The organism is Pseudomonadota bacterium, from assembly GCA_023229365.1.
Taxonomy (GTDB): Bacteria; Myxococcota_A; Polyangia; order JAAYKL01; family JAAYKL01; genus JALNZK01.
Window position 1 is genome coordinate 3663 of sequence record JALNZK010000107.1, and the last position, 14569, is coordinate 18231.

Annotated in this window: 11 protein-coding genes; 6 read left to right on the forward strand and 5 right to left on the reverse strand. The window is 69.4% G+C overall.

Annotated features, from left to right (window positions below; all coding sequences use genetic code 11):
- On the forward strand, window positions 1–334 hold a 334-nt coding region (locus M0R80_25180), incomplete at its 5' end, for a hypothetical protein (GenBank protein MCK9462929.1).
- A gap of 24 nt (window positions 335–358) precedes the next feature.
- Window positions 359–2554 carry a right-handed parallel beta-helix repeat-containing protein gene (locus M0R80_25185; GenBank protein MCK9462930.1) on the forward strand — a complete coding sequence of 732 codons (2196 nt, stop codon included), beginning with the start codon at window positions 359–361 and terminating at the stop codon, window positions 2552–2554.
- Between the two features lie 10 nt (window positions 2555–2564).
- Here M0R80_25185 and M0R80_25190 read toward each other — a convergent pair whose 3' ends face one another.
- The 4 genes from M0R80_25190 to prfB form a co-directional block, all read right to left on the reverse strand.
- Window positions 2565–3041 carry a flavodoxin domain-containing protein gene (locus tag M0R80_25190; GenBank protein ID MCK9462931.1) on the reverse strand — a complete coding sequence of 159 codons (477 nt, stop codon included), beginning with the start codon at window positions 3039–3041 and terminating at the stop codon, window positions 2565–2567.
- A 10-nt stretch (window positions 3042–3051) separates the two neighbouring features.
- Window positions 3052–3744, reverse strand: coding sequence for an ABC transporter ATP-binding protein (locus tag M0R80_25195; GenBank protein ID MCK9462932.1), 693 nt, complete (start codon window positions 3742–3744; stop codon window positions 3052–3054).
- Window positions 3737–5260: an ABC transporter permease gene (locus M0R80_25200; GenBank protein MCK9462933.1), complete on the reverse strand. Its 1524-nt coding sequence runs from the start codon at window positions 5258–5260 to the stop codon at window positions 3737–3739. Before M0R80_25200 ends, M0R80_25195 begins: the two co-directional genes overlap by 8 nt.
- Window positions 5261–5263: 3 nt before the next feature.
- Window positions 5264–6365, reverse strand: a protein-coding gene (prfB, locus tag M0R80_25205; protein MCK9462934.1) for a peptide chain release factor 2 whose coding sequence is annotated in 2 segments (ribosomal slippage) — window positions 5264–6295 and window positions 6297–6365 — 1101 coding nt in all. Because the reading frame shifts where the segments join, the coding sequence is not laid out codon by codon here.
- 377 nt (window positions 6366–6742) lie between these two features.
- Here prfB and M0R80_25210 point away from each other — a divergent pair.
- Complete coding sequence (locus M0R80_25210) at window positions 6743–9025, forward strand: lytic transglycosylase domain-containing protein (protein ID MCK9462935.1); 2283 nt, start codon at window positions 6743–6745, stop codon at window positions 9023–9025.
- Window positions 9022–9516 carry a hypothetical protein gene (locus M0R80_25215; GenBank protein MCK9462936.1) on the forward strand — a complete coding sequence of 165 codons (495 nt, stop codon included), beginning with the start codon at window positions 9022–9024 and terminating at the stop codon, window positions 9514–9516. The genes M0R80_25210 and M0R80_25215 overlap by 4 nt, the downstream gene beginning before the upstream one ends.
- Before the next feature lie 36 nt (window positions 9517–9552).
- Here the strand turns inward: M0R80_25215 and M0R80_25220 are convergent, their stop codons facing one another.
- On the reverse strand, window positions 9553–11316 hold the full coding sequence (locus M0R80_25220; GenBank protein ID MCK9462937.1) for a glycoside hydrolase family 15 protein: 1764 nt from the start codon (window positions 11314–11316) through the stop codon (window positions 9553–9555).
- Window positions 11317–11425: 109 nt separating this feature from the next.
- Between M0R80_25220 and M0R80_25225 the strand changes: the two genes are divergently transcribed.
- Window positions 11426–13576 (forward strand): bifunctional alpha,alpha-trehalose-phosphate synthase (UDP-forming)/trehalose-phosphatase, encoded by a 2151-nt coding sequence (locus M0R80_25225; GenBank protein MCK9462938.1) that lies wholly within the window; start codon window positions 11426–11428, stop codon window positions 13574–13576.
- Between the two features lie 212 nt (window positions 13577–13788).
- Window positions 13789–14541 carry an NTP transferase domain-containing protein gene (locus M0R80_25230; GenBank protein MCK9462939.1) on the forward strand — a complete coding sequence of 251 codons (753 nt, stop codon included), beginning with the start codon at window positions 13789–13791 and terminating at the stop codon, window positions 14539–14541.
- The last annotated feature ends 28 nt before the right edge of the window (window positions 14542–14569 follow it).

Sequence of the window (14569 nt, forward strand, 5' to 3'; positions counted from 1 at the left end):
GAAGAAGGTCTCCCCCGTGCTCGTCTCCGGGATCGTCATCGGGGCGGTCGGCGTCGGCATGCTCGCCGTCGGCGGCGGCTTCTACGGCAAGGGCAAGGGCGACTATGACGATTACAAGGCGGCCGCGGCGCGGCCGGATGAGGACGAGTACACGAGGCTGAAGAACGACGTGCTGCCCGTGGACAACGCGATGATCGTGACCGGGTTCGTCGCCGGCGGCGTGTTGACCGCGCTCGGCGCGGTGCTGCTGATCGTCGATCTCACGCGAAGGGACGAAGATCCTGCCGCGGTGGCGTTTTCGCCGGCGCCGGGAGGCGTCGCGCTGAGCTTCTAGCTCGGCCGACTCGAGGAGGAACGGATGACCATCGTTTTCAGGGCGTTGTGCCTCGTCGGCGGCTTGAGCCTCGCGGGGTGCTTCGATATCGGCGCCGTGGATCTCCGCGATCCGGATGCGTCCGACACGGATGCGGACACGGACACGGACACGGACGTGGACACGGACACCGACACCGACACCGACACCGATACGGACTCGGACTCGGACACGGATACGGATACGGATACGGACGAGTGCGTCTCCCACTCCTACCAGGCGTGCGGGGACGGCGGGGACGTGCACTGGTTCGACTCGTGCGACGCGGAGGAGGAGGTCGCCGAGGACTGCCCGGACGTGAACGGGATCTGCGTGGAGACCTCGGCGACGACCGCGGCGTGCGACTGCGAGGTCGGCTGGGACTTCGAGACCGGCTGCACGACGTGCGAGGGCGGCTACCACGGCATGGAGTGCGCCGACCTGTGCGCCTTCCGCGTGGACGGTTCGGTCGACTCGTCCGGCGACGGAGCGAACTGGTCCGCGGCGTTCCAGACGGTGCAGGAGGGGATCGACGCCGCCCGGAGCCAGATCATCGCCGAGGCCGATATCGATAGGTGCGAGGTCTGGGTGCGCGAGGGCGTCTACTGCGTCCGCGTGACCGCGGAGACCGACACCGTGCAGCTCGAGCCCGGCGTGCTCGTCTACGGCGGCTTCGACGGCACCGAGGCGCTGCGCGACGAGCGCGACTTCGCGCTGAACGAAACCGTGCTGAGCGGGCACGGCGCGACCGAACCGACCCTCTCCGTGTCCCATGTGGTCACCGGCGCGGACGACGCGCGGCTCGACGGCTTCACGATCCGGGACGGCAGCGCCGGCAACGCCATGTACGGCGACGACGGCGGCGGCATGATCGTCTCGGGCGTCTCCCCGACCGTGGCGAACTGCGTGTTCCGCGGCAACAGCGCGAACCGGGACATGGAGATGGACGGCGGGGGAGGCGGCGCGATCTTCGTCGACTCCGGCGCCCCCCGGATCGTCGACTGCCTCTTCGAGTCCAACGTCGGGAACATGGGCGGCGCCATCTCCACGGAGGGCGTGAGCGCTCCGGAGATCGTGGGCTGCGTGTTCAAGTGGAACAGCGCCGCGGGCGGGTTCGGCGGCGCGATCCACTCGGACTACCAGGGATCGGTCGCGGTCCGCGACAGCGTCTTCTTCCAGAACGACGCGAGCGAGGGCGGCGCGATCTCGGTCGGCGCCGGCGGCGACGCGACGGTCGAGGGCAGCGTGTTCGTCGAGAACGAAGGGATGGGCGGCGGCGGCATCGGCGTCTGGGGCACCTCGTCGGTCTCGGTCTCGGGCTGCGAGTTCGTCGGCAACACGTCCGAGTGGGCCGGCGGCGGGCTGCGCTGCAGCGAGAACGGCACGTGCGAGATCGTCGACTCGGTGTTCACGGCCAACGCCTGCACGGACAGGGGCGGCGCCGTACAGGTCGGATCGAACGCGTCCTCCGCCGCGAGCGCGGCGATCGCGAGCTGCGTGTTCGCGGGCAACACGGCTCTGGTCGGCGGCGCCGGCCTCGAGGTGCGCGCGGCGACGACCGGCGCGGACGTGACGAACTGCACCTTCTACGGCAACACGACCCCGGGCGACGGCGCCGCGATCGACAACAACGACGACGCCATGCTGGTCGTCGCGAACTGCATCGCGTGGGGCAACGCCGGGACCGGGGACCAGATCGCGCAGGCGTCGACCAGCATGACCTACTCCGACCTGGAGGGCTTCGGCTCGCCGGGGGTCGACGGCAACATCGCCGAGAACCCGGGGTTCGAGGTCCCGGATCCGGAGACCGGGACGTGGTCGGGGTCCGTCTTCGACGAGGCGCACATGCAGACCGAGCTCACCGTTTCGACCGCGACGTGGACCCCGGGGGAGCTCGCCGGCCTCTTCCTGCAACCCGACGTCGGCGTCGATCGCCTCTACCGGATCGCCTTCAATTCCGCGAATTCGATCGTCGTCTGGGGAGATCTCGTGACGATGTTGGGGGATGTCAGCGGCATGCAGTTCCAGCTGCGCGACCTCCGGCTGGGCGCCTCGTCGCCGTGCGTCGACGCGGCGAACGGCACCCCGGCGCCGGACGCGGACATCCTCGGCAACCCGCGGGTCGACGATCCGGGCGTCGCCAACACCGGCACCGGCAGCCCGGTCTACGCCGACATGGGCGCGTACGAGCGCCAGCCGTAGGCCGCGCCTCTCAGTCCCGCATCTTCCGGACGAACTCCTGGACCGCGCGGTCGTCGAACCTGAACACGCTCTCGGTGACGCCCGCGACCTTCTTCACGACGAGCCGCGCGACGAACCCGATCCTCTCGAAGTCGAGCTCCCCGCCGAAGAGGCCGGACGCGGTCGCGTGGTTCCTGAGCCGCTCGGGGAACGCATCCGCGAGCTGCTTCGCGGCCACCTCCCCCTCGTACATGCAGCACAGGTACAGGCCGAGGCGCTTCCCGAGGAGCTCGGCCGACCGCTTCTCGCAGTACGCGCGCACCCGCCTCTGCACGCTGCCCGCCTGGATCGATCCGCCGACGATCACCGCGTCGAACGGCCCGGGATCCGGGTCACCGTCCTCCTTGAGATCGACGAGGGTGACCTCGCCGCCCATGAGATCCCGCAGCGCCTCTGCCGCCTTGCGCGCGCAGCCGTAGCGGGTCGCGTACGCGATGAGCGTCTTCATCTCGGCTCCCTCAAGTGATGTCGTGCATGGCGCCGTCCTCGAGCTTGAGCCTCCGCGGCATGCGCGCGGCGAGCGACGGGTTGTGGGTCACGAGCAGCATCGTCGTGCCGTAGCGCTCGTTCATCTGGACGAACAGCTCGTGGATCCCCTCGGCCGTCTCGGCGTCCAGGTTGCCGGTCGGCTCGTCGGCGAGGAGCAGCGCCGGCCTGAGGACGAGCGCCCGGGCGAGCGCGACGCGCTGCTGCTCTCCGCCGGACAGCTCGCCAGGCTTGTGCGTCAGCCGCTCCGAGAGGCCCACCTCGTCGAGGATCTGGCGCGCCGCCGTGTCGAGCTCGCCCCGGTCCATCCCCTGGATGAAGCCCGGCATCATCGTGTTCTCGAGCGCGGTGAACTCGGGGAGGAGGTGGTGGAACTGGAACACGAAGCCGATGGTGCGGTTCCTGAACTCGGAGAGGGTGCGCGAGCTGAAGCGCGTCACGTCCATCCCGCGGTACAGGATCGAGCCGTCCGTCGGCCGGTCGAGGGTCCCGACCACGTGCAGGAACGTCGACTTGCCCGCGCCCGAGGCGCCGACCACGGCGCACATCTCGCCCTGGCGCACGGTCAGATCCAGGCCGCGCAACACTTGGATGCGGTTCCCGCGGTGCAGGAACTCCTTGTGCAGCCCCCGGACGTCGAGGAGGCTCTCGCCCACTTCATGCATTCTTCAAGCCCTCCACCGGGCGCAGGCCCGCGGCCACGTGGGTCGGGTAGAGCGTCGCGAGCTGCGTGATCGCGAACGACGCGACTCCGACGAAAAGGAACTCGAGGCCGGACATCTCCACGGGCAGCTTGTCGATGTACCAGACCTCCTGCGGGATCGGGAGGCCGAAGACCTTCAGGGACTGACACAGCGCGGCGCCGCTCAGAAGCCCGCACGCCGTACCGACGAGCCCTATCAGGAAGCCCTCGAACCAGAACAGCCTCCGCACTGCGCCCGCCGTCGTGCCGAGCGTCATGAGCATGGAGATCTCCGATCCCTTCTTCAGCACGAGCATGGACAGGGTGGAGATGATGCAGAACGAGGCGACGAGGATCGCCATCCCCAGGAAGATGATCATCACGATCTTCTCGAGCTGGAGCGCCGAGAAGAGGCTCGCGTTGATCTCCTGCCACGGCCGCACGCGCTGCGCGCCGCCCAGCGCCCCCGCGATCCGGGCGGCGACGACGTCGGCGCGATCGGCGTCCGCGACGGCGACGTGGATCTCCGAGATGCGATCCCCCTTGCGGAGGAACTTCTGGGCGGCCTCGAGGGAGGTGTACGCGTACAGGCTGTCGAACTCGTACATCCCGGAGAAGAAGACGCCGGCGACGCGGAACGGGCGGCTCTTGGGGATGGGGCCCGTGGGGCCGATGTCGCCGAGCGGGGAGATGACGTTGACCTCGTCGCCGAGGTAGAGGCGCAGGGCGTCCGCGAGCTCGCGGCCGACGACCACCGTCGCCAGCACCCGCTGCTTGGGGCTCGCGGCCGGCGCCGAGAACGCGTCGCGCGAAGGCGCGGGGGAGGGCGCCCCGGCGTCCTCCGCGCCGGCGTCCCCGGGCGGCGCCTTCTTGTCGGCGAGCGGCTTGATCCCGAAGAGGCGCGCGCGCCTTGCGCGGACCTCCTCGAAGAGGGCCTGCGGATCGTCGATGTACTCGATCTTGCCGGTGTCGAGCCTCCGCAACGCCGGGCTCACGCCGCCGAACGTCTTCGTGTCGATCCCGAGGATCAGGATGCCGTGGTTGTTCGTGCGGGCGTTCATCATCGCCTCGCCCTTGACGACGGGCGTCGCCGCGATCACGCCCTCGACCCCGCGGACGTCCTGGAGCACGCGGCGCCAGTCGCCTCGCCCGGACCCGGAGGCGTCGCCGAGGTCGCCGCCGATGTCGTCGACGACGACGTGGGCGTTCGTGCTGATGATCTTCTGCTTCAGGTCGTTGGAGAACCCTCCCATGACGGACAAGACGGTCGTGAGCGTGCACGACGACGCGGAGACGCCGATGACCGCGAGCACCGGGATGACGGTGACCGCGCCCCGCTTGACGCCGCGCACGTGGCGCACGGCGACGAAGCCGTAGTGCCTGAGCTTCCCGGCCAGGAGATCCAGCGCCTGCACCAAGGCGAACCACAGGCTCACGGTGATCGACATCCAGCCGACGAGCATCACGACGATGTAGACGACTATGGCCAGGACGTTCACGGCTCAGCCCTCTGCCGTCGCGAGCAGGTAGGCGCGGACGAAGCGCTCGAGCTCGCCGTCCAGCACCGCGTCGACGTTCCCAGTCTCCTCGCCGGTGCGGGTGTCCTTGACGAGCCTGTACGGCGCGAGCACGTACGACCGGATCTGGGAGCCCCACGCGATCTCCTTCTTGTCGGCGTTGCGCGCGTCGGCCTCCTTGCGGCGGTTCTCGAGCTCCCGCTCGTACAGCCGGCCCCGCAGCACCTTGAGCGCCTGCGCGCGGTTCTTGTGCTGCGATCGCTCGTTCTGGCACTGCACGACGAGGCCGGTCGGCAGGTGCGTGATGCGCACCGCGGAGTCGGTCTTGTTCACGTGCTGGCCGCCGTGCCCGCCGGCCCGGTAGGTGTCGATGCGGAGATCCTCGTCGCGGATGTCGATCTCGATGTTCTCGTCGATCTCGGGGATGACGTCGATCGCGGCGAAGGACGTGTGCCGGCGCGCCTGGGCGTCGAACGGCGACATGCGGACGAGCCTGTGGATGCCCCTCTCGGACTTGAGGTAGCCGAAGGCGAACTCGCCGACCACGTTGATCATGGCGCTCTTGATGCCGCCCTCGTCGTTCTCCTGGATCTCGACGACATGCACGTCGTACCCCTTCTTCTCGGCGTACCGCGAGATCATGCGGAGCAGCATCTCGGCCCAGTCGGCGGAGTCGACGCCGCCCGCGCCCGGCGAGAAGGAGACAAACGCGCTCATCGCGTCGACGGGATCGCCGAGCAGCCTCGTCGTCTCCATCGAGTCCACGCGCTCCGTCAGCTTGTCGAGCTGGGCGCGCAGATCGTCGAGGAGCGAGGTGTCCGACTCCGCCTCGGCGAGGGAGACGAGATCCTTGAACTCGGCGAGCTCCCGCTCGGCCCCGACCAGCTCGGACACGACCTTCTGCAGACGGGAGCGCTCCTTGAGCACTTCCTGCGCGGTTTCGTTGTCGTTCCAGAAATCGCTGGCCGCTGCCTTGAGGTTCAGCTCTTCGATCCGGGCGAGCTTCTTGTCGACGTCAAAGATGCCTCCGCAGCCCGGCGAGCTTCGTCTCCATGGCAGGGACGCGTTCTTTCAGATCCTCGAACATGCCACTCACTACAAGGATGAATGCCAAAAGTCAATTCGGCTCCCGCGGATAGACGGGTCCCGGAGATGTCCGGGACCGGGGAGAGGTGGGTCTGCGTGTTTGAGCTGTCGAGCGGCGATGACCAGGTGAGATGCGGGCACCACCTTTCGACAATTTGGATATTTGGGCAGATTGCAGGAACCGTGCCAATCCTCGAGCAGAAGCGCCGCGCTCGGCTCGTTTCGAAATCCTGGACGGCGGGCGTCCGCGCGGCGATGATGGCTGGGTTTGACGGGTTTGCGCGCGGGAGGTGACGCCGGATCGATGTTTCAATGGCGGACAATAATTTCACCGTTCGCGGTATCGGTTTTTCACGAATGAGATCGAATATTTCGTGGATGCTATTCGCGGTTGCGGTGTCGACCTGGGCGGCGTGCGGTTGCCCCGGTCCGAGCCCGACCACCGTGGAGCCCGGGGCTGAAGGGGAGGGGGCGGTCGACGGCGACGCCGGAGCCGCCGCGGGCGCGGACGCGGGTCCGTCACCCGGAAAGGATCCCGTCGCCGCGGGGCGCGCGCTCGAGGCGAGGGACGCGGCCGAGGCCCGCCGCCGGTTCGGCCCCGCGGGGAGCGCCGAGGCGACGGACTACCTCGCCGCCCGGATCGCGGAGGCGAGCGGGGATCCCGCCGAGGCGGCCCGGCTCTACGAGAAGGTCGTCGCCGCGGGCGGCCCGCTCGCGGCCAGGGGGCGCGACGGGTTGATCCGCGCCTACGGCGGGAGCGACGATCACGCGGCGGCCGAGGCGGGGCTCGCGGGAATCCTCGGCGAATCCGCCGGAGCGCTCGGCGCGTCTGACCGTCGCGCGGCAGCGGCGAGCCGCGGGCGTCACCTCCTGGCGCTCGGCCGGGCAAAGGACGCCGTCGCGGCGTTCGAGATCGCGGTTCCGGCCGAGGCGGCTCCCGGGAGGCTGACGCTCGAGCTCGCGCGGGCGTGCGCTGCGGCCGGTGACGCGAAGCGCGCGATCTCCCTCCTGCGTCCGCTCGCGGAGGACGCGGCCGCCGCATCGACCATGCGGGAAGCCGCCGCGCAGCCCGAGGAGCTCGACGCGGCGCCCGAGCTCGACGCAGCCCGGCGCCTCGCCCGGGCTCGCCGCCTGATCGAGCTGCGCGCCTTCGACGACGCGGCCGAGGCGGTCGCGGAGCTCGCGGTGTCGAAGAACGCCAAGATCGCGGCCGAGGCGCGTTGGCTCGAGGCGGTCCAGCTCTACGAGCGGCGGCGCCGTTACGCGGAGGCGATCGCGGCGCTCGACGTCGTGATCGAGAAGGGCGGGGCGAGGAAGACCGAGGCGCGCTGGCTCAGGGCGTCGGCGCTCGCGCGGGACGACCGCGAGCCCGAGGCGATCGACGCGTATCGCGATCTGCGCAAGCGGGAGAAGCAGCCGGCCCGCGCCGCGGAGGCGCTGTTCCTCGCGAGCCGGCTGGCGTTCTTCATCGGCCGTCACGGGGAGGCGCTCGAGGGGATGGAGCGGCTCGTGGGGAAGGCCGAGCCGAGGAAGAAGGCGAAGGCGAAGGCGAACGCGAAGGCGAAGGCGGAGACGAGTCGGCTGTCGGAAGACACGGCGCTCGAGGCGCACTTCATTGCCGGCCTCTGCGCCCTGCTCGAGAAGAAGGCCGCGGTCGCCGCCGCGCACCTCGAGGCCGCCTCCGAGGGAGAGGAGAACGCCGAGGCGCTCCTGCGGAACCGGTACTGGCTCGCGGTCGCGCGATCGGCCACGGCGCCCGAGAAGGGGGCAGCGCTGCTCGCCCGGATCTGCGCCGCCGACCCGACGACATGGTACGCCGCGCTCGCGCGGGCGCGCCTCGAAGCGAGCGGGAAGGACGCGACCCCCTGCGCGCTCGCCCCGATCCCCGCGGAGGCCTCCTCGCCGGAGGCAGAGCAGCCGACGCTGGACGCGCTGTCGGCGCCGGCCGCCCTCCTCGCGAGCGTCGGGTTGTACCGGGAGGCCGCGGAGGAGCTCCACGACGCCGAGGAGAAGGCGCGCCCGGCGGCCGCCGCGGACGCGTTCATCCGGCACTACCTCGCGCTCGACGCCCCGTGGTACGCGATCCGCAGGGCGAGCCGCGCGCTCCCGTGGCCGCCGGGGGCGGCAGACGCCGGCCGGGCCCGCGCCGCGTACCCGTCGCCGTTCGCGGACGAGGTGCGAGCGCTCGAACGCGCGCACGGCCTGCCGCGCTCGCTCCTGTACGCCGTCGCCCGCAAGGAGAGCCTTTTCGATCCGGGCGCGGTCTCCCGTTCCGGAGCGCTCGGCATGATGCAGATGATGCCCGCGACCTACGAGGCGAACAGGAAGCGCGCCGGCCTGCCGCCGCTTCCCGAGGGCGCGCTGCCGGGACCGCACGAGTCGCTCGTCGCCGCGTCGTTCGAGCTCGAGGCGTTGTCGAAGCGGTTCGAGGGCTCGCTGCCGCTCGTGGTCATGGCGTACAACGGGGGCGCGGCGGCGGTCGCGCACTGGGTCGAGCGGGCGGGCGATCTGCCGATGGACGTATTCGTGGAGAAGGCCGGGTTCGTCGAGACGCGCAACTACGTGCGCCGCGTCTACCAGAACCTCGTGCGATATAGGCTGCTCGAGGGCGTAGAACCGCCTATGATACCGGAGTCGACCCCCGGAAGGAGGACGCCATGACCGACTCGAACCCCTACTCGCCGCCCGCCGATCTCGGGGCCAGCGGACCGTCGGCGCAGCTCCCGCCGGGGCCCGGGAGCCCGTCGCCGAACGCCGTGGATCAGCTGCGGCGGACGCGCCCCTGGACGATGTTCCTCTCGATCCTCGGGTTCATCGGCGGCGGCCTCATGGCGTTCGCGTCCCTGTTCATGATGATCGGCGCGGCGTCGGGGGAGATGGTGAACGAGGACGAGGCCCCGGCGCTGTTCGCGGCGGGGGTGCTCTACGTGATCCTCACCACGGTGTACCTGCTCGTGTCGATCCTCCTGTTCAAATACGGCCGAGCGATAGGCTTCCTCGTGCAGTTCAACCGCAACCAGGAGCTCGAGGAGGCGCTCGGGGCGCAGCGCAAGATCTGGAAGGCGATGGGGATCATCGCGATCGTCATGATGGGGCTCGTCGTGGTCGCCATGTTCGTCGGGATGGGGATCGCGATCGCCGAGGGGGTGTGAGGCACCGCTTGTCCGCTTGTCCCCCTCGTTCTTTCACTACAAGATCTCCCGCCAGTCCGGAGACGCCGCGAACGCCGCGCGGATGAGCCCGACGTGCGAGTACGCCTGCGGGAAGTTGCCCCACATGAGGCCGGTCTTCGGATCGACGTCCTCGGCGACGAGGCCGAGCGGCGGCAGGCGGGAGATGATCAGCTCGAGCGTGGTGCGCGCCTCGCTGCCCCGGCCGATCGCCGCGAGCGCCTCGACGAGCCAGAACGTGCAGATGACGAAGGCGTTTGTGGTGTCGCCGATGTCGTCCTCCGCGTAACGGCGCAGCCAACCGCCGTTGTCGAGCCCGTCCCGGATCACGTCGACCGTGGCGGAGCCGCGGGGATCGGACGGGTCGAAGAAGCGCAGCGTCGCGGTCTGCAGCACGGATGCGTCCAGCCCCGCGCCGCCGTACGACGCGGCGAGCGCGCCGAGCTCGGTGTTCCACGCGTTCGACAGGATGTCCGCCTTCAGCTTCTCGGCCGCCTCCCTGAAGCGCCGCTCCGTGGGGAGCCCGAAGCGCGCCGCGACCCCGGCCATTCGGCCCGCCGCCGCCCAGCACATCAGCGCCGAGAACGTCTGCGGCTTCGAGTCGCGCCGGTACTCCCAGATGCCCGCGTCGGGCTGCCCGGCGACGGCGATCGCCTTTTCGGCGAGTCGGGAAAACAGCGTCGACGCCGCGTGCGTCTGATCCTCGCGGAACCGCTCGTCCAGGAACAGCGGCGAGAGTGCGAGCACGAGCTCGCCGAAGATGTCGTTCTGCTGGTGCGTGTGCGCCCCGTTCCCGATGCGCACCGGGCCGCTCTTCTGGTAGCCCGGCCAGCCCTCGAGAACGCTCTCCTCGAGATCGGAGCGCCCGTCGACGCGGTACAGCGGCGCGAGATCGAGGTCGGGCGCCCCCGACGCCACGTTGAGCAGGAAATGCATGAACTGCTCCCGCTCCTCGTAGCAGCCGAGCTCGCGGAACGCGTCGATGGCGTAGTACGCGTCGCGCATCCAGCAGTACCGGTAGTCCCAGTTCCGGCCGGTTCCGGGCGCTTCGGGCAAAGAAGTGGTCGTCGCCGCGATGATCGCGCCGGTGTCCTCGAAGCAGTGGAGCTTGAGGGCGAGCGCCGAGCGGATCACCTGCGCCTGGTACATGGGCGGCACGTGGCACCGCTTCACCCAGAGCTGCCAGTACCGGATCGTCTCCCTGCGAAACCGCTCGCACAATGGCTCGAGCGGCTCCTCGACCGGTGCGCCCCAGGAGAAGATGATGTGCTTTTTCGCCGTGAGCGCAAAAGGAAGGCCGTTCAGGTACGACAGCGGCACGTCGGTCGTGAGACGGAGCTCCGCGTCGAACCCGCCGTACGACACATGGTTGGAGCCCTGCTCGATTTCCGGACGTCGACTCGACCACCCCATTCGCGGATCGCATGCAATGCGGATCCGCGGCGTGCCCTCGAGCGGTTCGACGATCCGCACGATTTTTTTCGGCCGGAACGACCTGTCGAACAGCTCGAAGCGCGGGGCGAAGTCGAGGATGCGGAACGATCCATCCGGCGTGTCGAACCGCGTCTCGAGGACGTTCGTGTTGTCGAGATATCGCTGCGTGCCGACCGTCCCGTCCGCGGGGCCGACGAGGAACTCGCCGCCGCCCTCCTCGTCGAGCAGGCTCGCGAACACCGGCTCCGAGTCGAACCTCGGCAGGCAGCACCAGACGACGGCGCCGCGGCGATCCACCAGCGCCGCGAACTGGCAGTTCCCGATGAGCCCCAGATCTTCGAGTCGCATATCAGAACCTTACGCAACCGCGGCGGCGAGCGCAAACGTCCGAGCGAATATTGTCCTGGAGGCGGTTTCGTTTGGCCATCTGCGGTTCGGACGTTATGTTTGACGAGGAATGGGAAGACTCGTCACGGTATCGAATCGCCTCCCGGTCACCTTCCGGAGCGACGCCGAGGGCGGCTTTACGCTCGTGCAGAGCACCGGCGGGCTCGCGACCGGCCTCAGCGGGCCGCACGGCGACATGGGCGGACTGTGGATCGGGTGGCCGGGCGATCTCGACGGGCTGCCCGCCCCGCAGCGTGTCGCGCTCGATGACGCGCTCGCCGCGATGCGGACGGTGCCGGTGTCGCTGACCGCGGAGGAGGTCGAGGGGTTCTACGCCGGCTTCTCCAACGGCGTGCTGTGGCCGCTCTTCCACTACCTCCTCGAGCGCCTCCCGTACCACTCGAGGGACTGGGACGCGTACCGACACGTGAACGAGAAGTATGCGGATGCCGTTTGCGCGAGCTACGCCCGCGGTGACGTCGTGTGGGTGCACGACTACCACCTCATGCTCGTCCCCGCGCTGGTGCGCGCCCGGATCCCGAACGCGCGAATCGGGTTCTTCCTGCACATCCCGTTCCCTGCCGCCGACGTTTTTCGGATCGTTCCCTGGCGGAACGAGCTGCTCCGCGGCCTCCTCGGCGCGGACCTGATAGGTTTCCACACGAGCGCCTACGCGCACAACTTCGCCGCCTCGCTGGTGAGCCTCATCGGCATCGTGCCGGACATCGATCGCGTGCGTCTCGGCGATCGCACCCTCCGCTACGGCGTCTTTCCGATGGGCATCGACGCGCGGTTCTTCTCCGAGGCGGCCGCGGACCCCGATGTCGTCGAACAGGCGCGTGCGATGCGGCGCGAGAACAACGCACAGCACCTCCTGTTCGGCATAGATCGATTGGACTACACGAAGGGAATCCCGCGGCGCCTGATGGCGATCGAGCGGCTCCTCGAGATGCGGCCGGAGCTCGTCGGAAAGATTCGCTTCGTCCAGGTCGCCGTGCCTTCCCGAGAGGACATCGCCGGTTACGACACGTTCGTCGGCAAGGTCCACCAGATGGTAGGCCGGATCAACGGCATCTACTCGACTCCCGTGTCGGCGCCGGTCCATTTCATCCACAAGGGGTTCTCGCAGCGCGAGCTCGTCGCCATGTACCTCGCGGCGGACGTGATGGTCGTCACGCCGCTCCGCGATGGGATGAACCTCGTCGCCAAGGAGTTCGTCGCCTCGCGCGTGGACGAGGACGGCGTCCTCGTGCTCAGCGAGCTCGCCGGCGCGGCCGCGGAGATGGGCGAGGCGGTGATCGTGAATCCCTACGACATCGACGCCGTCGCCCGGGCGCTGGCCGACGCGCTCGAGATGCCTCGCGTCAACCGGCAGAAGCGGATGCGCGCGCTGCGCGAGAGGGTGATCCGCTTCGACGTGCACAGGTGGGCGACTTCGTTCATCGCGTCCTTGAACGAGGTGACATCGGAGGGCGGACGAGATTCCATGGCTCCCCAACCTCCTGATGCCGACGACCGCATTCTGGAGGCCCTAGGCCCCGCGCACGGGCTCGTCGTGGTTCTCGATTACGATGGAACGCTCGTGCCGTTCGGCAGCCGACCGGAGCTCGCCGAACCGGACAGGGAGCTGCTCGATCTGCTCTACGATCTCTGCGAGCGCGCGGACCTCTCCGTCCACATCGTCAGCGGGCGCAAGAGGGAGACGCTCGCCGAGTGGTTCGACGACTCGGACATCGGGCTCCATTCTGGCGGATGGAAACGCAATCTCGAGGTGGACGCGAGTTGGAAAGGGCGCGTGCGCCCCATCCTGGAGCGGGCCACGGACCGGCTCTCCGGCTCCTTCATCGAGGAGAAGAGCGCCTCGCTCGCGTGGCATTTCCGACTCTGCGACACCGAGCATGCGGCTTGGCAATCCCGCGAGCTCCAGCTGCACCTCACGCAGGCGCTCAGCAACGTCCCGGTCTCCATCCTCTTGGGCGACAAGGTGATCGAGATCCAGCCCCACGGAGTCGACAAGGGCCGCGTCGTACGGACGCTGCGACAGGAACATCCGAGCGCGGCGTTCCTCGCGTTGGGCGACGACGAGACGGACGAGTCGATGTTCGAGGCGCTCCCGGACGACGGCATCGCGGTGCACGTCGGCCCGAAGTCGAGCCGCGCGCCCTACCGCTTGCCGGATCACAAGGCGGCCCGCGCTCTCCTGCGACGGCTCCTCACTTGAACGCCGCTTCTTTCGACCTTGGCATAGTTCCGGAAATCGCCGACGGACCACTTGTCCGGCGAGAATCGTGCGTTACTTTCTTAGTACGTCCTCCCCAACAGCGAGCTGGATACAAGGGCACATGTCGTCCTGGGAGGACGTCCGGCGGCGAGGGGGGATCGGCGTCCTCCGGGTTTGACACGCCCGCGTCCCCGTCTTACGAATGTTCCCCCATGAGCGCTTCTTCTCCAATCGCCGACGTCGTCGTCGTCCTCGCCGCGGGGATGGGGACCCGGCTGAAGTCCGATCAGGGACCGCCCAAGCCGCTCGTCCCGCTCGGCGGGAGGCCGCTCGTCCTGCGCGTCCTCGACAGGTTCGCGGAGGCCGGCGTGCGCGAGGCGATCGTCGTCCTCGGGCACCGCGCCGACGAGGTGCGGGGCGGGATCGAGGGCGGCGCCCCGGCCATCCCGGTGACGTTCGCCTTGAACCCGCGCTACCGGATGAGCAACGGCCTCTCGGTGCTCGCGGCGAGCGAGGCCGTCGGCGCCCGGCCGTTCTTCCTGTCGATGTCCGACCACGTGTTCGAGCCGTCGCTGATCCGCGGGCTGGGCTCGGCAGCGCTCCCGGAGGACGGCCTCGTGCTCGCCGTGGACCGCAAGCTCGACAGGATCTTCGACGAGGATGACGCGACCAAGGTGCGCACCGAGGGCGGGTGCATCGTCGAGATACACAAGGAGCTCGCGGCGTTCGACGCCGTGGACACCGGCCTGTTCGCCTGCACGCCGGCGCTGTTCTCAGCCATCCGCGAGGCCGCCGCGCGGCGCCCGGACGGCGACTGCTCGCTATCGGACGGCGTCAAGGCGCTCGCGGCGGGTGGCCGCGCCCTGGTGCACGACATCGGGGACGGCTGGTGGCAGGACGTCGACACGCCCGAGGCGATGGCGCACGCCGCCCTGCGGATGGCGGAGATGGAGGGACGACGATGAGGATGGAGCTCGTCTGGGCGGTCGCGGT